The sequence below is a fragment of the Brachybacterium sp. GPGPB12 genome (assembly GCF_038396325.1).
Lineage (GTDB): Bacteria > Actinomycetota > Actinomycetes > Actinomycetales > Dermabacteraceae > Brachybacterium > Brachybacterium conglomeratum.
In genome coordinates this window covers 2,208,475-2,223,905 of sequence record NZ_CP149573.1, presented here as the reverse complement: position 1 = coordinate 2,223,905, position 15,431 = coordinate 2,208,475, and the positions used below count along the sequence as shown (strand labels likewise).

The 15,431-nt window shown below is 74.0% G+C and carries 9 protein-coding genes and 5 pseudogenes; 10 read left to right on the top strand and 4 right to left on the bottom strand.

Annotation, left to right across the window (positions count from 1 at the left end; genetic code table 11):
- Positions 1-227: 227 nt before the first annotated feature.
- Together WKH84_RS12970 and WKH84_RS12965 are read left to right on the top strand one after the other, a co-directional pair.
- On the top strand, positions 228-383 hold the full coding sequence (locus tag WKH84_RS12970) for a hypothetical protein (RefSeq protein ID WP_341853944.1): 156 nt from the start codon (positions 228-230) through the stop codon (positions 381-383).
- Positions 384-612: 229 nt separating this feature from the next.
- Positions 613-2,067, top strand: coding sequence for a hypothetical protein (locus tag WKH84_RS12965; RefSeq protein WP_341853943.1), 1,455 nt, complete (start codon positions 613-615; stop codon positions 2,065-2,067).
- A 259-nt stretch (positions 2,068-2,326) separates the two neighbouring features.
- Here the strand turns inward: WKH84_RS12965 and WKH84_RS12960 are convergent, their stop codons facing one another.
- The 3 genes from WKH84_RS12960 to WKH84_RS12950 form a co-directional block, all read right to left on the bottom strand.
- The gene (locus tag WKH84_RS12960) at positions 2,327-2,551 is read right to left on the bottom strand and encodes a hypothetical protein (RefSeq protein ID WP_341853942.1); all 225 of its coding nucleotides are present in this window, start codon (positions 2,549-2,551) and stop codon (positions 2,327-2,329) included.
- 164 nt (positions 2,552-2,715) lie between these two features.
- Complete coding sequence (locus WKH84_RS12955; protein ID WP_341853941.1) at positions 2,716-3,504, bottom strand: fructosamine kinase family protein; 789 nt, start codon at positions 3,502-3,504, stop codon at positions 2,716-2,718.
- The gene (locus WKH84_RS12950; protein ID WP_341853940.1) at positions 3,501-4,748 is read right to left on the bottom strand and encodes an aminoglycoside phosphotransferase family protein; all 1,248 of its coding nucleotides are present in this window, start codon (positions 4,746-4,748) and stop codon (positions 3,501-3,503) included. Before WKH84_RS12950 ends, WKH84_RS12955 begins: the two co-directional genes overlap by 4 nt.
- Positions 4,749-4,858: 110 nt before the next feature.
- Here WKH84_RS12950 and WKH84_RS12945 point away from each other — a divergent pair.
- Both WKH84_RS12945 and WKH84_RS12940 read left to right on the top strand, forming a co-directional pair.
- Positions 4,859-4,999, top strand: a pseudogene (locus tag WKH84_RS12945) (sulfite exporter TauE/SafE family protein); the annotation flags it as partial.
- Positions 5,000-5,045: 46 nt separating this feature from the next.
- Complete coding sequence (locus WKH84_RS12940; protein WP_341853939.1) at positions 5,046-5,783, top strand: sulfite exporter TauE/SafE family protein; 738 nt, start codon at positions 5,046-5,048, stop codon at positions 5,781-5,783.
- 297 nt (positions 5,784-6,080) lie between these two features.
- Here the strand turns inward: WKH84_RS12940 and hutG are convergent, their stop codons facing one another.
- On the bottom strand, positions 6,081-7,139 hold the full coding sequence (gene hutG / locus WKH84_RS12935) for a formimidoylglutamase (RefSeq protein ID WP_341853938.1): 1,059 nt from the start codon (positions 7,137-7,139) through the stop codon (positions 6,081-6,083).
- An 87-nt stretch (positions 7,140-7,226) separates the two neighbouring features.
- Between hutG and WKH84_RS12930 the strand changes: the two genes are divergently transcribed.
- The 6 genes and pseudogenes from WKH84_RS12930 (at position 7,227) to hutH (ending at position 15,309) form a co-directional block, all read left to right on the top strand.
- The gene (locus tag WKH84_RS12930) at positions 7,227-8,105 is read left to right on the top strand and encodes a formate/nitrite transporter family protein (protein WP_341853937.1); all 879 of its coding nucleotides are present in this window, start codon (positions 7,227-7,229) and stop codon (positions 8,103-8,105) included.
- Between the two features lie 76 nt (positions 8,106-8,181).
- Positions 8,182-8,971 (top strand): annotated as a pseudogene (locus WKH84_RS12925) (IclR family transcriptional regulator).
- Positions 8,972-9,167: 196 nt separating this feature from the next.
- Positions 9,168-10,851, top strand: a pseudogene (gene hutU, locus WKH84_RS12920) (urocanate hydratase).
- 11 nt (positions 10,852-10,862) lie between these two features.
- A pseudogene (locus WKH84_RS12915) lies at positions 10,863-12,191 on the top strand (amidohydrolase family protein).
- A 52-nt stretch (positions 12,192-12,243) separates the two neighbouring features.
- A complete protein-coding gene (locus tag WKH84_RS12910) occupies positions 12,244-13,656 on the top strand; it encodes a YjiH family protein (RefSeq protein ID WP_341853936.1) in 1,413 nt (470 codons plus the stop codon).
- Between the two features lie 94 nt (positions 13,657-13,750).
- A pseudogene (gene hutH, locus WKH84_RS12905) lies at positions 13,751-15,309 on the top strand (histidine ammonia-lyase).
- Positions 15,310-15,431 lie beyond the last annotated feature (122 nt).

Sequence of the window (15,431 nt, the reverse complement as noted above, 5' to 3'; positions counted from 1 at the left end):
ACGTGGCACAGCGTGTCTCCTTATTCATAGCAATGGCAACTTGAGCGCGAGGATAAAGCACAGACACGCCGAGTTGAAGCAAATGCTAGGGCGTGTCTCCTAAGTGTAGTTGGTCATGACGTTGTCGACGGTGGCGTGGAGGCGTGAGGCCGGGGGCGGGACTGACGCACGTGTAGGTGTCACATGATCCGTGGCGCTGGTGAGCGTTGCAGGGAAGGATGTGCACCATGCCTGCTCCCCATCCCCCGGAGTTCCGGGACGACGTCGTCCGCGTCGCGAGGAACCGTGAACCTGGCCAGAAGCTCGCCGTGATCGCGACCCGACCGTCAGCCTGGCCAGAAGCTCGCCGTGATCGCGACCCGACCGTCAACCTGGCGGCCTAACCCCAGCTGGCACCTGATCGCGCATCAGTCCCGTTCCTGTCGGGATGATGTTCGGGGGGTGCCGATGCAGGGGCGTGAGGCCTCGGCGCATTGAGCCCCGGAGTGGAGTCGGGTCGGAGGTCTAGGGCTGGAGCGGACGGGCGGCCAGGTCGCCGAGCTCGCGACCACGGGGTGACGCCCGGCTCTGGGTGCCGCGTGCCATACGTCCCCAATTGCGAGAGATTCTCATTTGCTGGTAGCTTCCTGGCATGCACCTGATGAGAAGCATTGTCATGAAGCGGCGCGGCGCCGCCTTCCTCGGGGCGGGCGTGCTCGCACTCGCCGCCTGCGGCTCGGGCGTCGACGGGGGAGCCTCCGACGGCGGGGGGACGGGGCCGGGGCCGCCGAGTCCCCGTCCTCGGACCGCACCGAGGTCGGCGCGCTCAGCCCCCGGATCGTCCTCGCCCATGAGGGTGGCGTCTTCACCCTCGACTCGGCCGACGGCTCCGTGCTGAACGAGACCCCCGTTGAGGGCTACGTGCGGCTGAACCCGGCCGGCGACGGTCGCCACGTCGCGGTCAGCGCGTCCGACGCCGTGACCATGTACGACACCGGCCTGCTCGCCCAGGGCCATGGCGACCACTTCCACTACTACGTCCAAGACCCGGCGCTCACCGACCTCTCCGTCGAGGCGCCGATGCCCGGCCACGTCGTCCCTCACGGCGACCGCACCGCGATCTTCGCCGACGGCACCGGCGACATCACCCTGATCGACCCCACCGCCCTCGGCGAGGGCCAGCTCGACGTGCTCGAGGAGACCGCGACCGAGGACCCGCACCACGGCGTCGCCGTGCCGCTGTCCGACGGCGGGTCGCTCACCACCCAGGGCACCGAGGATGCGCGCGGCACCGTCCAGGTCCTCGACGCCGACGGCAAGGTCGTCGCCGAGACCGACGACTGCCCCGGCGTGCACGGCGAGGCCGCCGCGAAGCCCACCGAGGCCGGCGACGTGATCTCGCTGGGCTGCGAGAACGGCTCGGTGATCTACCGCGACGGCGAGTTCCACAAGGTCGCGATCGACGGCGACTACCAGCGCTCCGGCAATCAGAAGGGCCACGAGGACTCCCCGATCGTGCTCGCGGACCACAAGGTCGAGGCCGAGCCCGCCGGCGGCATCGAGCGCCCCACGGAGATCGCGCTGATCGACACGCGCGACGCGACCCAGCGACTCATCGACCTCGGTTCCCCGTACTGGTTCCGCGGCCTCGACCGCGGGCCCGACGGCGAGGCGCTCGTGCTCACCTACGACGGGGAGCTGAACATCCTGGACCCCGAGAGCGGCGAGATCCTCCACGAGGTCCCCGTGACCGGTGAGTGGGAGGAGGGCGAGAACTGGCAGGAGGCCGGCCCGATGCTCTCGGTCGCCGACGGCACCGCCTTCGTCGTCGACCCCGAGGCGAAGAAGCTCAGCATGGTCGACGTCGCCAGCGGCGAGGTCTACCGCGAGCTCGACCTGCCCGTCGTCCCGCACGAGATCCAGGTGACCACCGGCACCGCCTCCGGCGAGTACGAGGTCTCCCCGGGCGCGAGCGAGTCGAAGGGCGAGGAGGGCCATGAGGGCCACGACCACGCCGACGAGGGCCACGACCACGGCGCCAGCGATGCCGGCGGCGCCGAGGAGGGTCACGAGGGCCACGACCACTGAGCCCACGCCGCTGAACCGCGACCACCGGGCCGGGGGCAGACCCCCAGGACCTCCATCGAGACGTGGCCTTGTGCCGGAATGGCCACTCATTCCGACACGAGGCCACGTCTCGATCGCGTCGGTGCACGCCTCCCGAATGCGTCGGCGCCCTTCTCCGACGCCGAGTGGTGCATGTGGACCGCTATGTGCAGGTCATAGCGGTCCAGATGCACCGCTCGGCGTGAGGGCAGACGTGGCGGCCGGGGCTGGCCGATGCGGGTCAGCCGCGGCGGCCGGTCCTCGCGAGCACCCGGGTCTGCCCGTCGGCCCCGGCGGGCACGTCCACGGGCGCGCCGAAGACGCCGGGGGCGTAGGCATGCTCGCCCCAGCCGTCCACCGCGGCGTCGACCAGCGCGAGCTCGGCCTCGGTCAGGCGGGCATCGCGGCCCTGTGTTCTGGCCTGGCTCCAGCGATGGACGATCAGGTCGACGGCGTAGGAATCCATCCACCGTCGGTTCCCGCTCGCCTCGCTGCGCCCCTGGCGGCGTCGCTGCAGGATCCCGGTGCGGGATGCGATGGAGGGGGCGTGCCGAGCAGCGGGTCGCCGCAGTTCCCCGTCTGCCTTGCGATCACGACCCCCGCCCACTCGCGATGAGCGAGGGATGAGGCTCAGAACCCCAGCTCGTCCGCCCGGGCGATGATCGCCCCGGCGGTGGAGATCGCCTGGTCCACGTACGCCTCGCCGAAGAGGTGCACGTGGGCGAGCAGGCCGAAGAAGAGGTGCGCGGGCAGGTCCTGCTCCCAGTCGCCGGGCAGCGGGTGCTCCTCGGTGTAGCCGTCGAAGATCTCCTCGAGGTGCGGGGCGTCGAAGAGGGAGAGCATCGCGAGGTCCTCGAGGCGGTGGCCGCCGTGCGCGGAGGGGTCGATAAGGGTCACCCCGTCGGCCGTCCACATAAGGTTCCCGGACCACAGGTCGCCGTGCACGCGGCTCGGCTCCTCCGTGCCCTGGCCGCTGATGCCGTCGTAGGCGCCGTCGGCGATCACGTCGATCGCCTCGTCGACGGTGTCGTGCCCGTCGGCGCCGAGGCCGCGGGTGACCTTGTCGGCCAGGGGGCGCGACCGCTCCTCGGCCCAGTACACCGCGAACTCCTCCTCGACGCGGGTCGAGACGGGGAAGGGGTTCTCCAGCGGGCCGAAGAAGGCGGGGTCGGCGGGGGACCAGCCGAAGCCGGGCGCGCCGGCGTCGTGCAGGCGGGCGAGGCGTCGGCCGAACTCGCGGGCCGCCTCGGGGGTCGGGCCGACGGGCTCCAGGCGCGCCAGGCGCAGGGAGTCCTTCTCCTCCTCGAGCACCTCGACCACGGGGACGGCACCGGGCTCGGCGAGCCAGCGCAGGCCCGCGGCCTCGGCCGCGATGTGCCCCTTGGGGGCGTTCGGTGCGTTCTTCACGAAGTCGCTCATGGGCCCACCGTAAGCAGAGGGTGACGTGATCGCGCCACTGTGCAGGTGGGCGATGTGGTGGGGAGGACAGCCGCAGGGCGCGGCGGGCGGCTCAGCCGTCCAGGCCGAGCTCCGCGGCGAGGGTGCTCTGCGGCACCGGCGGCACCTGGCGGTGGGAGGCGCGGGTCGCGGCGCGCGAGGCGACGTGCACGAGCATCGCGGTGCGCTCGTAGGCGGTCCACGCCCGCATCCGCTCGCGCGGCCGCACCGACGTCGGCGATCCCCGCGGGCACCTCGCCGAGCTCGCCGCGCGCCCGCACGTACTCGTCGACGAAGGCCGTCACCTGCTCCTCCGCGAGCGGCACGTACCAGGGCCCGCCGTGCACGGGACCGCCGATGATCGCGAGATCGCGGGCGGGGTCGTCGCCCTGCGCCCACTCGTAGTCGATGTACTGCACGCGCGGCAGGCCGGTCGACGGGTCGATGCCGTCCCACAGGATGTTCGTCGAGCACAGGTCGCCGTGGCAGAGCGCGAAGCCGTCCAGGCGCGCGATCTGGTCCTCGATGCCGGCGATGCGGGCGAGCGCCGCCTCGAGGAAGGGCTCGAGCCCGTGCTCGGCGAGCGGCGCGCCGTGCCGGGCGCGCCAGGACTCGACCTCGGCCTCCACCTCGGGCAGCGGCGCCTGGGGGCCGACGGGGACCGCCGCCCACGGGTCCTCCCCGAAGCTCACCGGCCCGCGGCCCGGGGCGGGCACGGCGTGGAGGCGGGCGAGGAGCCGGGCATGGGAGCGCAGGTGCGCGCCCGTCCAGGCCTCGGGCGCGGCGGCCACGCCCGGGATCTCGGTGGTGACGACGCAGGGGTGGCCGAGCGGGCTGGTCGCGGCGTCGTCGTGCACGGCGATCGGAGCGGGGCCGGCCTCCGGCGGGATCAGGGTCAGCGCCGCGATCTCGTGGCCCAGGTCCTGGTGCGGCTCCTCGGGAGCGACATGCGCGATCCGCACGATGAGCGGCGCGTTCTCCTGCGGGGTCACGCGCCAGGCGGCGAAGCGCTCGCCCACCCCGGCCAGCGACACCCGCGCCTGGCCCGAGAGGGAGGGAGGCAGGGCGGACCTGTGCAGGCCGGGCAGGCGCAGGGGAGTGGCGTCGTCCTCCCCGAGCGGGAGCACGAGCGCGCCGCGCCGCCACGCCTCCACGATCCGCTCGCCCATCGCGGGCGAGGCAGGGTCCAGCGGCGCCGGGGTGCCGGTGCGCGGGTCCGGGATCATGTCCGCTCCTCTCCGAGGGGTGGTGCGAGTCTATCGCCGCAGGCCCGCGCCCTGCCCCTCCCCGCGGATACGATGAGCCGGCCCGCGCCCCCGCCCGAAGGAGACCCCCGATGGAGCTCGTCCTGCTCGCGATCGGCGTCGGCCTCGGGGTCGGGATCGTGGTCGGGGCGCTCGGTGCGGGCGGGGGGATCCTCGCGGTGCCGGTGCTGGTGTTCCTGCTGGGCATGCCGCCGCATGCCGCGACCGCCTCGAGCCTCGTGATCGTGCTGATCACGGCGCTGGCGAGCCTGCCCCACCATGCGCGGCGGCGGGAACGTGGAGTGGCGGGCGGGGCTCGTGTTCGCGGGGGTGTCGGTGGTCGGCGCCGTCCTCGGCTCGCGGCTGTCGGCCCTGGTCCCGCCCGATGTCTTGCTGACCCTGTTCGGGGTCATGCTCGCGGTCGTCGCCGCGGCGATCTTGCGCCGAGGCCTGCGCACCCGTCGGACGGAGGACGCGGAGGCCGCCGCGCTCGGCACCGTCGCGCTCGCCGACGGAGACGCCCCCATCGCCTCCCACGACGACCCCGTCCTGGACCAGCCCGGCCCCGACACGGTCGAGACGGCCGACGGGCTGCAGCACCATCACGGCGAGCCCGACCTGCCGTTCGCCCCGGCCGCGCCGCCCTCCCCGCGGTGGGGCTCCGTGATCGCCGCCGCCTCGCTCACCGGCTTCCTCACCGGCTTCTTCGGCGTGGGCGGCGGGTTCATCGTCGTGCCCATGCTGGTGATCGCGCTGGGGCTCGCGATGCGCCGTGCCTCCGGCACGAGCCTGCTGGTCATGATCATCGCGACCGCCACCAGCCTGCTCGCCCGCCTCGGCACCGACGTGCAGGTCGACTGGGCGACCACCCTGATCTTCGCGGCCGGCTCCGCCGTCGGCGGCGTGCTCGGCGGGCCGCTCTCGGCGAAGGCGCGCCCCTCGACGCTGACCCTGCTGTTCGCGGCGCCGCTCGCGGGCGTCGCCGCGGTGACTCTGGTCGGGACGCTGGTGCTGTGAGGCCGCGCCGGCGGTGCCGCTGCACCGCCGCGACGTCCCTCCACTGCCGGACCTCACGCCCTTTCCCCCGAGCCCGCCACGAGAGGACCCTGCACGACGAGCCCCGCGCGCCGTGCTCCGCACCGGCGCGAGGGCGGAGTCTCGTGGTCGACTGATGGCGTGTGGCGTACCGCTACGCCTATACAGGCGTACTGGTACGCCCTGCGCCATCGGGCGACCATGAGCTGGGGAGCTGGGGAGCTGGGGAGCTGGGGAGCTGGGGAGCTGGGGAGCCTGCAGGGGCGAGGGACGGGGAGCTCAGGCGCTCGCGCCGGTCACCGTGCGCACCGCGTCGTCGATGAGCCGCGCGGCGGTGCGGGCGGTGCGGGAGTCGATGTCGAGGGACGGGTTCAGCTCGACCACGTCCAGCAGTGCCAGCTTCCCGGAGCCCGCCGCAGTGCGGACGGCCGCGGCGATCAGCGGCGGCGGCACCCCGTGCGCGGCCGGCGCCGAGACGCCCGGCGCGACCGCGGCCGGGAGCACGTCGAGGTCGATCGTCAGATAGAGGAGGTCGAGCTCTGCGGCGAACTGCTCCACGAAGCGGGTGATCCCCTCGGCGCCGGCGGCGAGGCACTGCTCGTCGGTCCACCAGGTGACGCCCAGCTCCCGCGCCCGGGCGAACAGCGTCCCCGTGTTCGAGGGCTCCGCGATCCCGAGCACCGCATAGCGCGCCTCCCGGCCCGCGGCGTGCTCCGCCTCGGCCATCTGCGCGAAGGGCGTGCCGGAGGTGGGTCGCGGCTCGCTGCGCAGGTCGAAGTGCGCATCGAGGTTCAGCACGCCCCAGCGCTGCCCGGCCCGCGGGCCGAAGCCGGAGCCCATCAGCCCCAGATAGGAGGACCAGGCGGTCTCGTGCCCGCCGCCGAGCACCACGGTCAGGCGCGATCCGGCCCGGTCCAGGCCGTGCGCGGTCAGCGCTGCGGCCGCGGCCTGCCCCGCCTCGAGGTCCTCGCCGACGGTCTCCGCATCGCCCAGGTCGTGCGACTGGACCTCGCCGTGCGCGAGCGGCCCGTGCAGGGCGAGCGGTGCGAGCGCGCGGCGCAGGGCCGCGGGACCGTCGACCGCGCCGACGCGACCGCGGTTGCGCCGCACCCCCTCGTCGGAGCGGAACCCGAGCGGCCGCCACGTGGTCCGCGGCCGGGTCCGGGAGCCGGCGCCGGGCGCACCCGGCGCCGCTCCCGCCGCTCCCGCCGCACCCGCCGCGCCGCCGGGCGTTCCCGTCTCCACGACCCGCACCGCCTGATGCCAGCGGGCATGCTCCGGGCCGTCGCCGTCGTGCCGGCCCGTCCACACGGACGCGGGGGTGGAAGAGGTCGTCATCGAGGGCTCCTCGTCGGCTCTCCAAGGGGTAGGTTCGCTCCATCATGGCACCGTGCCGGAGCACGGGATCCACATCGAGGAGTCACGATGGCACGCAGCGACCGTCCGGGCCAGACCGAGGAGCGCCGACGTCTCGGCGCGAGCGACCACGCGGTCGAGGACGCCCTCGTCCAGGAGTTCGAGAACACCGTCACCGAGGGCGCGAACCGGCTGAACCGCACCTGGCGTGCCCTCGCGGTGACCGGGCTGTTCGGCGGCATCGACGTCGGGCTGGGCCTGCTGGCGATGCTCGCGGTGATGGACGCGACCGGCTCGAAGTCGCTGGGCGGACTCGCCTTCGGCGTGGGGCTGTACGCGCCGCGGCTGGCGCACTCGGAGCTGTTCACCGAGGAGTTCCTGGTCCCGATCAACGCCATCGTGGCCGGGCACGGCACCTGGTGGCGACTCTTGCGGCTGTGGGCCGTGACGCTGGTGACCAACCTCGCCGGCGGCTGGGCGCTGGCCTGGCTGGTCGTCGCGGCGTTCCCTCGCTTCGAGGACGTCTTGCTGGAGTCGACCACGCAGTACATGGAGCCCGGCCTCACACTCGAGACGGCCTCCCTCGCGATCCTCGCCGGCTTCACGATCACGCTGGTGACGAGGATGAGCCAGGGCTCAAGCGACGGCATAGCGACCCTCGCGAACTCTCTCATCTCCGGGTCGCTGGTGGTGGGGCTGGGCATGTTCCACGGCGCGCTGAGCTCCGCGGTGATCTTCGCGGCGATGCACGCCGGCGCCGAGACCACCTATCTCCAGTGGCTGGGCTGGTGCGCCTGGGTGATCCCGCTGAACATCGCCGGGGGTCTCGTGATCATCACCCTGCCGCGGCTCGTGCGCACCTGGGAGCTGGTGCGGGCCGAGAAGGAGGCGCGGCGCGCGCGGTCGGCCGAGGGGAAGAGCGCGGACGAGCAGGCCCCGAGCCGCTGAGCGGCGACCCCGTCAGCCGGCCGTGCGGCCGGCCCCGCCCCCTGACGCACGCGCCGGTCGGTGGCATGCTTCGGCCATGCCCACCCCGAAAGTCCCGGCGGCCGACGCGACGCCGCGTCTGCTGACCTTCCTCGCCTCGCGCCGCGCACCCGTCGCCGCCGCGCGGATCGCCGAGGAGCTGGAGTCGCCCCGCTCACGCACCTACGACCTGCTGGCGACGCTCGTCGAGCACGGGTACGTGATGCACCTGGAGCAGGAGCGGCTGTACGGCCTGGGCCCGTCGGCCCATGAGCTCTCGGGCGCTTACCTGCGTCAGGAGCCGCTGGCCCGGATCGGCCGGCGGGTCGTCGAGCGGATGGTCGACGCGGTGGGGGAGAGCGGCCATCTCGCGGTCTTCGCACGGCCGCGACGTGCTCTACGTGGTCGAGGAGCGCGCCCGGAACCGGCCGAGCCTCGTCACCGACGTTGGCGTGCGGATCCCCGCCCATCTCACGGCGAGCGGCCGCGCGATCCTCGCCCATCTGCCCGCACCCCAGCTTCGTGCCCTCTACGGCACCGCCGCCGACTTCGCCGCCCGCACCGGCGCACCCGGCCCCGCCACCCCGAAGGAGCTGAGGGAGCCGCTGACGGCCGTGCGCGCCGAGGGGGTCGCGAGGGAGTCCGGGGAGGTCAGTGACGAGATGGGCTCGGTCGCCTCCGTCGTGCGGGACCACGCCGGGTGGCCCGGCGCCGCCGTGGCGCTCACCTTCGTCGAGGCGCGCGTCGGCCCCGCCGAGCGCGAGCGCCTCGCCGCCGCCGTGAGGAGCGGCGCGGAGGAGATCACGCGCCGACTCGGCGGGCGGGCGGAGATGGCGGGGCTCCCCTGACCGGCAGGTGACCGGGCGCCTCGGCAGCGATCCCGGTCCACGCCGGCCCGGGGCCGAGGAACAGACCCGCGACGTCCGGTATACCGGACGGGACTCCCTCTGCGACTCTCGACCCGAGCGGGACGCGGTGGTGTCCTGAGGGGACCCCGAGCAGTCCCGCCCCCGTGGCGCACCGCCCTCGACCCAGGAGCCGAAGATGTCCCTCCCCGGAGCCCGCCCCGTCCGCGCCGACCGCGGCACCGACCTCACCGCCAGGTCCTGGCAGACCGAGGCGCCGCCGCGCATGCTCATGAACAACCTCGACCCCGAGGTCGCCGAGCGACCCGACGACCTCGTCGTCTACGGCGGCACCGGCCGCGCCGCCCGCTCCTGGGAGGCCTTCGACGCGATCGTCGACACCCTCAAGGACCTCGAGGACGACGAGACCCTGCTGGTCCAGTCCGGCAAGCCCGTCGGCGTCGCGCGCACCAACGAGTGGGCGCCGCGCGTCGCTGCTGGCGAACTCCAACCTCGTCGGCGACTGGGCGACCTGGCCCGAGTTCCGCCGGCTCGAGGCCGAGGGCCTGATGATGTACGGCCAGATGACCGCCGGGTCCTGGATCTACATCGCCACCCAGGGCATCCTCCAGGGCACCTTCGAGACCTTCGCGGCCGTCGCACAGAAGCGCTTCGGCGGCACGCTGGCCGGCACCATCACTCTGACCGGCGGTCGCGGCGGCATGGGCGGCGCGCGGCCGCTGGCCGTCACCCTCAACGACGGCGTCTGCCTGATCGTGGACGTGGACCGCACGCGCCTCGAGCGCCGCGTCGCCAAGCGCTACTGCCACGAGATCGCCGACGACCTCGACGACGCGATCGCCCGCGCGAACGCCGCCAAGGCCGAGAAGCGCGGCCTCTCGATCGGCATCGTCGGCAACGCGGCCGACGTCTTCCCCGCCCTGCTCGAGCGTCACAAGGCCGGTGACCTGCAGATCGACGTGGTCACCGACCAGACCTCCGCCCATGACCCGCTGAGCTACCTGCCCACCGAGGTCGCCGTCGAGGACTGGCGGCGCGAGGCCGCCGCCGACGAGGAGGGCTTCACCAAGAAGGCCCGCGAGGCGATGGCCCGCCAGGTCCAGGCCATGGTCGAGTTCCAGGACGAGGGCGCCGAGGTGTTCGACTACGGCAACTCGATCCGCGACGAGGCGCGCCACGCCGGCTACGATCGCGCCTTCGAGTTCCCTGGCTTCGTCCCCGCCTACATCCGACCCCTGTTCTGCGAGGGTCTCGGCCCGTTCCGCTGGGTGGCGCTGTCCGGCGACCCCGAGGACATCAAGGTCACCGACGCTGCGCTGAAGGAGCTGTTCCCCGAGAACGAGCACCTGCACCGCTGGCTCGACGCCGCCGACGAGTTCGTCGAGTTCGAGGGCCTGCCCGCCCGCATCTGCTGGCTCGGCTACGGTGAGCGGCACAAGGCCGGGATGCTCTTCAACGACCTCGTGCGCGACGGGAAGGTCAAGGCCCCGATCGTCATCGGCCGCGACCACCTCGACTCCGGCTCCGTCGCCTCCCCCTACCGGGAGACCGAGTCGATGCTCGACGGCTCCGACGCGATCGCCGACTGGCCGCTGCTGAACGCCCTGATCGCCACCAGCTCCGGCGCCACCTGGGTCTCGATCCACCACGGAGGCGGCGTCGGCATCGGCCGCTCGATCCACGCCGGCCAGGTCGGCGTCGCCGACGGCACCGAGCTCGCCCGCCGCAAGCTCGAGCGCCTGCTCACCAACGACCCCGCCATGGGCGTGATCCGCCACGTCGACGCCGGCTACTCCCGCGCCGACCACGTCGCCCATGAGCGCGGGGTCCGCATCCCGATGACCCCGGTGCGCCGGGACTGAGGAGGCCCGTCATGACCTCGACCCTGCTCACCGGCATCTCCGAGCTCTGGACTCTCGACCCCGCCCTCGACGACCCCGCCTGCCCCGGGCAGGTCACCGAGGAGCAGGTGTTGCGCGAGGCGGCGCTCGTGATCGAGGACGGCCGCGTGGCCTGGACCGGCCCCGCCTCGCAGGCCCCGTCGGCCGACGAGAGCGAGGACCTGGGCGGTCGGGCCGTGCGCGCCCGGCTGGGTCGACTCCCACTCCCACCTCGTCTTCGACGGCGACCGCGCCGCCGAGTTCGAGGCGCGGATGGCGGGGCAGGCCTATGCCGCAGGCGGCATCGGCGTGACCACCTCGGCGACCCGGGAGGCGTCCGACGAGCGCCTGCGCACCCTCGTCCGGGCCCGGCTCGCGGAGGCCGCCGCCGGCGGCACCACCACGCTGGAGACCAAGACCGGCTACGGGCTCACCGTCGCCGACGAGGCCCGGGCCGCCCGCCTCCTCGCCGCGCTCGCCGAGGCCGGGGAGCTCGACGAGGTCACCTTCCTCGGCGCGCACCTGGTGCCCTCCGAGTACGACGGCCAGGGCGGCCGGCCCGGGGCCGAGGAGTACGTCGACCTCGTCGCGGGGGAGATGCTCGAGGCGGTCGCGCCGCACGTGCGCTGGATCGACGTGTTCTGCGAGGAGGGAGCCTTCGACCCCGCCCAGTCCGAGCGGGTGCCGCGCGCCGGCGCCGCGCGGGCCTCGGCCTGCGCGTCCACGGCAACCAGCTGGGCCGCGCGGCGGGGTCGCGCTCGCCGCCGAGCTCGGCGCCGCCAGCGTCGACCACCTCAACCACCTGTCATCGGGTGACATCGAGGTGCTCGCCGCGACCGCCGGCCGGCCCGTGGCGCCCGCGGACGCCGCGGCGCCGTCGGCCGACGGAGCCGGCGCGGAGGGGGCCGCGGGCCGCGTCTCCGGCCTCCTCGCCGTCGACACGGGGCCGACGGTCGCGACCGTCTTGCCCGCCTGCGACCTCTCCACCCGCGCCCCGCTCGCCCCGGCCCGGGAGCTGCTCGACGCCGGCGCCGCCCTCGCGATCGCCTCGAACTGCAACCCCGGCACCAGCTACACCAGCTCCATGAGCTTCTGCGTCGCGACCGCCGTCGCTGCAGATGCACCTCTCCCTCGCCGAGGCCGTGCGCGCCGCGACCCGCGGCGGGGCCCTCGCCCTGCGCCGCAGCGACGTCGGCCACCTCGGGATCGGCGCCCGCGCCGACCTGCACGTGCTCGACGCCCCCGCCGCGATCCACCTCGCCTACCGCCCCGGCATGCCGCTGACCCACCAGGTGCGCCGCCGCGGCCGGCGGATCACCTGACCCGGCCCCGCCCCGCCGCCTCACCGCCCCTCCTCCCGAAAGGACGATCTCGATGATGACGACGTCCGACGCAGCAAGCGGCCCCCGCCGCGACCTCGACCACCAGCCCTTCGACCGCTCCGCCGCCGCGCGCGCCCGCTCCGTCACCGCCGCCGACGGCACCGAGCGGCCCGTCCCGCCGCACCGCTGGCGCTTCTTCGTCTACAGCGCCATCGGCCTGGTGATGTTCTTCGTGTCGGTCGAGATCGGCGGGAAGTCCACGATCCTCGTCGACCACGCCCTCACCTTCGTGCGCTGGGTGCTGGGCCCGGCCGTGCCGTGGGTGGTGGTGGCGCTGGTGCTTGCTGGGCACCGTGCGGCCCTTCGTCACCGGCTCCTGGCGCCGCGGCGCGCGCGCACCGTCTTCGCGGTCGCGAACGTGATCGGCCTGGTCGTCGCGGTCTGCGCGGCGCTCGGCTACTACCCGGGACCGCTCGGCAACCCCGACATCGGCCCGTTCCTGTGGGAGAAGCTCGGCATCCCCGTCGGCCTCATCGTGCCCGTCGGCGCCGTGTTCCTCGCCCTGCTGATCAACTACGGGCTGATGGAGTTCATCGGCGTGCTGGTCCAGCCGATCATGCGCCCGCTGTGGAAGGTGCCCGGCCGCGCCGCGGTCGACGCCGTCGCCTCCTTCGTCGGCTCCTACTCCCTGGCCCTGCTGATCACCGACCGGGTCTACCGCGAGGGCCGCTACACCGGCCGCGAGGCCGCGATCATCGCCACCGGCTTCTCGACCGTCTCGGCGACCTTCATGGTCATCGTCGCGAGCACGCTCGAGATCATGCACCACTGGACCCTGTACTTCTTCCTCACCCTGGTGGTGACCTTCGCAGTCACCGCGATCACGGTGCGGATCCCGCCGCTCAGCCGCGTGCCGGACGTGACCTTCGAGGGCGTGGAGCACGAGGCGGAGCCGGTCTCCACCGGGAACCGGTCGCGCTATGCCTGGGACGAGGCTATGCGCGCCCTGGACGGGGCGCCCGGCCTGATCCGCGGCACCTGGGACACCTTCAAGGACGGCGTGCTGATGGCCGCCGCGATCGTCCCCTCGATCCTCTCCGTCGGGCTCGCCGGGCCGCTGCTGGCCACCTACACCCCGGTGTTCGACCTGCTGGGCTGGCTGTTCGTGCCCTTCGCCTGGCTCGTGCAGGCTCGCCGGACCCGGCGCTGGCCGGGAAGGCCGTCTCCGTCGGCATCGCGGAGATGTTCCTGCCCGCCACCGTGGTCGCCGGGCACGAGTCCGAGGTCTTCGCGCTTCACCGTCGGCGTCACCGCCGTCTCCCAGATCGTGTTCTTCTCGGCGCTGGTCCCCTCGGTCCTGGCCACCCGCATCCCCGTGAACGTGGGCCAGCTGGTGGTGCTGTGGTTCGTGCGCGTGGTGCTGACGATCCTGATCGCCGCCCCGCTCGCGCACCTGCTGCTGTAGCCCGCCCGCCCCTCCGCGCCGCAGACGCTCTCCCGACCCTGCCCGCCCTTCCGACCTCCCCCACCCGCGCCGCTCGCGCCCCGAAAGGACCCTCATGACCACCAGCACCGGCTCCGCCCCCGTCGTCACCCTCTGCGCCGAGGGGATCACGGCCGCCGATGTGCTCGCCGTCGCCCGCCGCGGGGCCCGCGTCGAGCTCGACCCCGCCGCCCGCGAGCAGGTCGCCTCCGTCCGCGCCCACATCGACGCGCTCGCCGCGGGCGAGACCCCCGTCTACGGCGTCTCCACCGGCTTCGGGGCGCTGGCCGACACGTCCATCCCGCCCTCGATGCGCCACGCCCTGCGGCGCTCCCTGATCCGCTCCCACGCCGCGGGTGCCGGCCCCGAGGTCGAGACCGAGGTGGTGCGCGCTCTGATGCTGCTGCGCGCCCGCACTCTCGCCTCCGGCCGCACCGGCGTGCGCCCCGTCGTGGTCGAGACGATGCTCGCGCCGCTGAACGCCCGTATCACCCCGATCGTCCACGAGTACGGCTCGCTCGGTCGCTCCGGCGACCTCGCCCCGCTCTCCCACTGCGCGATCGTGCTGATGGGGGAGGGGCGCGCCCGCGATCGCGACGGCGTGGAGCGGCCCGTGCCCGAGCCGCTCGCCGAGGCGGGGATCGAGCCGGTGCCGCTCGAGGAGAAGGAGGGTCTGGCCCTGATCAACGGCACGGACGGCATGCTCGGCATGCCGCTGATGGCCCTGGCCGACCTCGACGAGCTGGTGCGCGCCGCCGACGTCACCACGGCCTTGTCCGTGCAGGCCCTGCGCGGCCGCGACACGGTCTTCCACCCCGAGCCGCACGCGCCGCCGCGCCCCACCCGGGCCAGGAGGCGTCGGCCGCGAACATCCTCGCCCTGCTCGAGGGCTCCGGGATCATCGCCGACGTCGCCGCCGAGGGGTCCCGCGTGCAGGACGCCTACTCGCTGCGCCGCGCCCCGCAGGTCGCGGGCGGCGTGCGGGACACGATCGAGCACGCCCGCACCGTCGCCGAGCGCGAGCTCGCCTCTGCGATCGACAACCCCGTCGTGCTCGAGGACGGCACCGTCACCTCCAACGGCAACTTCCACGGCGCCCCGGTCGCGTACGTGCTGGACTTCCTCGCCGTCGTCTCCGCGGACCTCGCCTCGATCGCGGAGCGCCGCACCGACCGGATGCTCGACAAGTCCCGCTCCCACGGCCTGCCGCCCTTCCTCGCCGACGACCCCGGCGTGGACTCCGGCTTCATGATCGCCCAGTACACCCAGGCCGGCCTCGTCTCCGAGATGAAGCGCCTGGCGGTGCCGGCGAGCGTGGACTCGATCCCCTCCTCCGCCATGCAGGAGGATCACGTCTCGATGGGCTGGCACGCCGCCCGCAAGCTCCGCACCTCCGTCGAGAACCTCCGCAGGGTCCTCGCGATCGAGCCGCTCACCGCCGCCCGCGCGATCGACCTGCGGGCGCCGCTGAGCCCGTCGGCCGGCGCCGCCGCCGCGATCGCGGTGCCGCGGGAGAGCGTCGACGGGCCCGGCCCGGACCGCTTCCTCGCCCCCGACATCGCCGAGGCGGAGGCGCGTCTGGCCGACGGGGCGCCGCTCGCCGCGGTGGAGGGCGTCGTCGGCGACCTGCGATGACGATCTTCACCCCGGCCGGAGCGGTCGCAGCAGGCGGGGGAGCGGTAGCCTGAGGCACGCCCTCCGGCCCCCATGGGAGCCGGGGACGGTCCCCCTTTCCCCGCCCACCGCCCGGATCCCTG